The organism is Flavobacterium sp. (genome assembly GCF_044361015.1).
Taxonomy (GTDB): Bacteria; Bacteroidota; Bacteroidia; order Flavobacteriales; family Flavobacteriaceae; genus Flavobacterium.
In genome coordinates this window covers 1-3,191 of record NZ_JBIKJL010000108.1, presented here as the reverse complement: position 1 = coordinate 3,191, position 3,191 = coordinate 1, and the positions used below count along the sequence as shown (strand labels likewise).

The 3,191-nt window shown below is 35.9% G+C and carries 3 protein-coding genes and 1 pseudogene; 1 reads left to right on the top strand and 3 read right to left on the bottom strand.

The window, feature by feature from the left end; all coding sequences use genetic code 11:
- The 3 genes and pseudogenes from ACIQ2Z_RS12835 to ACIQ2Z_RS12825 form a co-directional block, all read right to left on the bottom strand.
- Positions 1-342, bottom strand: a pseudogene (locus ACIQ2Z_RS12835) (N-acetylmuramic acid 6-phosphate etherase); the annotation flags it as partial.
- Between the two features lie 116 nt (positions 343-458).
- Positions 459-1,190, bottom strand: coding sequence for a ZIP family metal transporter (locus ACIQ2Z_RS12830; protein WP_396184561.1), 732 nt, complete (start codon positions 1,188-1,190; stop codon positions 459-461).
- Positions 1,190-1,921, bottom strand: coding sequence for a class I SAM-dependent methyltransferase (locus tag ACIQ2Z_RS12825; RefSeq protein ID WP_396184562.1), 732 nt, complete (start codon positions 1,919-1,921; stop codon positions 1,190-1,192). The genes ACIQ2Z_RS12830 and ACIQ2Z_RS12825 overlap by 1 nt, the downstream gene beginning before the upstream one ends.
- A gap of 115 nt (positions 1,922-2,036) precedes the next feature.
- Here ACIQ2Z_RS12825 and ACIQ2Z_RS12820 point away from each other — a divergent pair.
- Positions 2,037-3,191 (top strand): class I SAM-dependent RNA methyltransferase (locus ACIQ2Z_RS12820; RefSeq protein WP_396184559.1); only part of this gene is annotated, 1,155 nt, incomplete at its 3' end.

Here is a 3,191-nt window from a genome sequence, read left to right as displayed (position 1 = left end):
ATCATCTTCGGCAAATTCTACCGCTTTTCGAATGGCTTTGTCTCCGCCGGCAATAATTCCCACTACCAAATCAAAAGGAACACCAAAAGTGGGCGGGCATTCAGAAGCATCGACAACACCTAATCTTCCGGATGTTCCGGCACCAATATAAAAAAGTCTTCCTCCGCTTCTTAATTGACTAACCACTTTTTCAACTGTTTTCTCAATTTGAGGTAATGCTTTTTCAACGGCTAATGGAACGGTTTTATCTTCGGAATTGATGTTTTGTAATAATTCTGTAACCGACATCTTTTCGAGATGCTCGTACTTGGAGGATTGTTCGGTAGTTTTGGTAAAAGACATAGTGCTAAATTTCACTCAAAGATACAAGATTTCCATTTCTCGCAAAGACGCCAAGACGCAAATTTTGAGCTTGAATTTTGCAATTGAAATTGATTTTTGTAATTGATTTTGCTATTTTAATGCGAATGCCCCATTTCCATCACATAAGCCAACAAAAATCCAACTACAATCATTGTTACTTTAGCTAAGTTGAATTTGTGTCCTTCATTACTTTCAAAAATAATAGTAGAAGAAATATGAAATAAAATGCCAACAACAATTGCTGAAATCTCTTTGGAATAATGTTGAGCAAAATGCAATTGTTCGGCTAATAAGGTTCCAAGCGGTGTCATCAAAGCAAATGAAAGCATGAATGCAAAAACTATGAATTTGTTCATTTTGGCATTCACAAAAAACAACGTTAGAATGATGGCAATTGGGAAGTGGTGCACCGCAATTCCGTACGCCAAATTTGTGTTTTCATGAATAGGAAATCCTTCTAACAACGCATGAATACATAAACTAATGAACAACAACCACGGAATTTGATGTACTTCATTGTTTTCATCGGTATGCACGTGAACGTGACCGTGTTCGGCACCTTTAGAGAAAAATTCTAAGACTATTTGGAACAAAATTCCAATCATAATAAAAACACCCACCGGAATTGACGAATGAACATGTTCGCCTTCATGAACATGGTGGGAATCTTCAAATAACTCAGGAAGTAAATGCAAAACCGTCAGCGAAAGCAAAAAAGCTCCACTAAACGCCAATAATAATTTTATGTTTTTTTTCTTTTGAGGTTTCAAGAACAAGGCAATCAAAAACCCTAAGATGACAGCTGAAAAAGTAATAGTATACTGCATTATTTAAAGATCAAAATTAAACGTTCAGATTGAGCTTTATAGAATTTTCGGAGTTTGTAATCACCAAAAACATCTAATAAGTAAATGTCGGCTTCTTCCATCATTTTTTCAAAATCAGCTAATCGTAAGGCTTGGACTTTTTCAGTAAAGTGAAAATCTTCTCCTTTATCAGAAAATGAAATTTCTTTATAAATGTAATTGTTTTTTTCATAACGTTTGATATGAAAATCAATACCATCCACTGTTTTTGTTTCTTCGGGAATTAAATTTTTCAACACCTGATCAACATTCATAAAGTCAATCACAGCAAAACCATATTCTGATAAACTGTCGCGAATGGCTTTTAGCGTTGTTAAATTATCTGCATCATCTTCAAAATACCCAAAACTGGTAAACAAATTGAAAATTGCATCGAACTTTTCTTCAAACGAAATTCGCATGTCGTGTACTTGAAAATGCAATTTGTCATTAGATGATTTTGAGGCTTCCGTGATACTATTTTCAGACAAATCAGCTCCGGTTACATCAAATCCTAATTGATTAAGATAAATAGAATGACGACCTTTTCCACAAGCAAGATCTAAAATTTTTGCGTCTTCAGGCAAATTTAAATAATGGGTTAGATTATCCATAAAAATCTGGGCTTCATCATAATCTCTGTCTTTGTAGAGTATGTGATAATAAGGTGTGTCAAACCAGGATGCATACCAGTTATTATTTGTGGGTTGCATCCCGACGTTTCGGGAGCGGGGTAGAGGTTTTATAGAATCTGACATTAATTGAATAGATACTTTAGGAACGTGCAAATTTAGTGTATTTTTGCCAAGTTTTACAGATTTAATAGTCATGGAAAAGAATTTTAAGATGGTTGCCAAAACCTTTTTTGGTTTTGAAGAGATTTTAGCGAAAGAAGTACAGCAGTTAGGCGGACAAGATGTGCAAACCGGAACACGGGTGGTGACCTTTTTCGGTGATAAAGGATTTATGTACAAAGCTAATTTATCCTTGCGAACGGCTCTTAAAATTTTAAAACCCATCAAATGGTTTAAAGTGTACAATGAAAAGAGTTTGTATGATGGAGTAGCGAGCATTGATTGGAGTCAGTTTATGACCGAAAAGCAAACATTTGTAGTAGATGTAACTTTGTATTCGGAAGCATTTAATAACTCGCAATTCGTTGCTTTAAAAACGAAAGATGCGATTGTGGATCAATTCAGAGCCAAATCAGGTGTTCGTCCGAGTATAGATAAAGATTTTCCTGATTTACGAATTCATATACATTTAGATCGCGACCAATGCACGGTTTCTTTAGATACTTCCGGTGAATCGTTACACCAACGAGGTTATCGTTCGGCAACTAATATTGCTCCAATCAATGAAGTTTTAGCAGCAGGAATGTTGCTTCTTTCCGGTTGGGAGGGAACTTCTCACTTTTTAGATCCGATGTGCGGGAGCGGAACCATTTTAGCGGAAGCTGCGATGATTGCATGCAATATTCCGGCAAACATTAACCGAAAAGAATTTGCTTTTGAAAAGTGGAACGATTGGGACAATGATTTATTTGACCAAATCATTGATAGTTTGATGAAGAAAACCAGAGAGTTTCATTACACCATCAAAGGCTATGACAAAGCTCCGAGTGCCGTTCGTAAAGCTCAAGACAATATTCAAAATGCTAATTTGGATGATTATGTGACCATTGAGCAAAAAGACTTTTTTGAAACAGAAAAACATACCGAAGGACCGTTGCACATGGTTTTTAATCCGCCGTATGGCGAACGTTTGGATATTGACATGGAACGTTTTTACAGAGAAATTGGCGATACGTTTAAACAAAGTTACCCTAATACTCAGGCCTGGTTTATCACAGCCAACTTAGAAGCATTGAAGTTTGTTGGATTGAAACCTTCCCGAAAAATCAAATTATTCAACGGTAAATTAGAAGCTCGGTTGGTGAAATATGATATTTATGAAGGAAGTAAACGCACGAAGTTTCAGAAT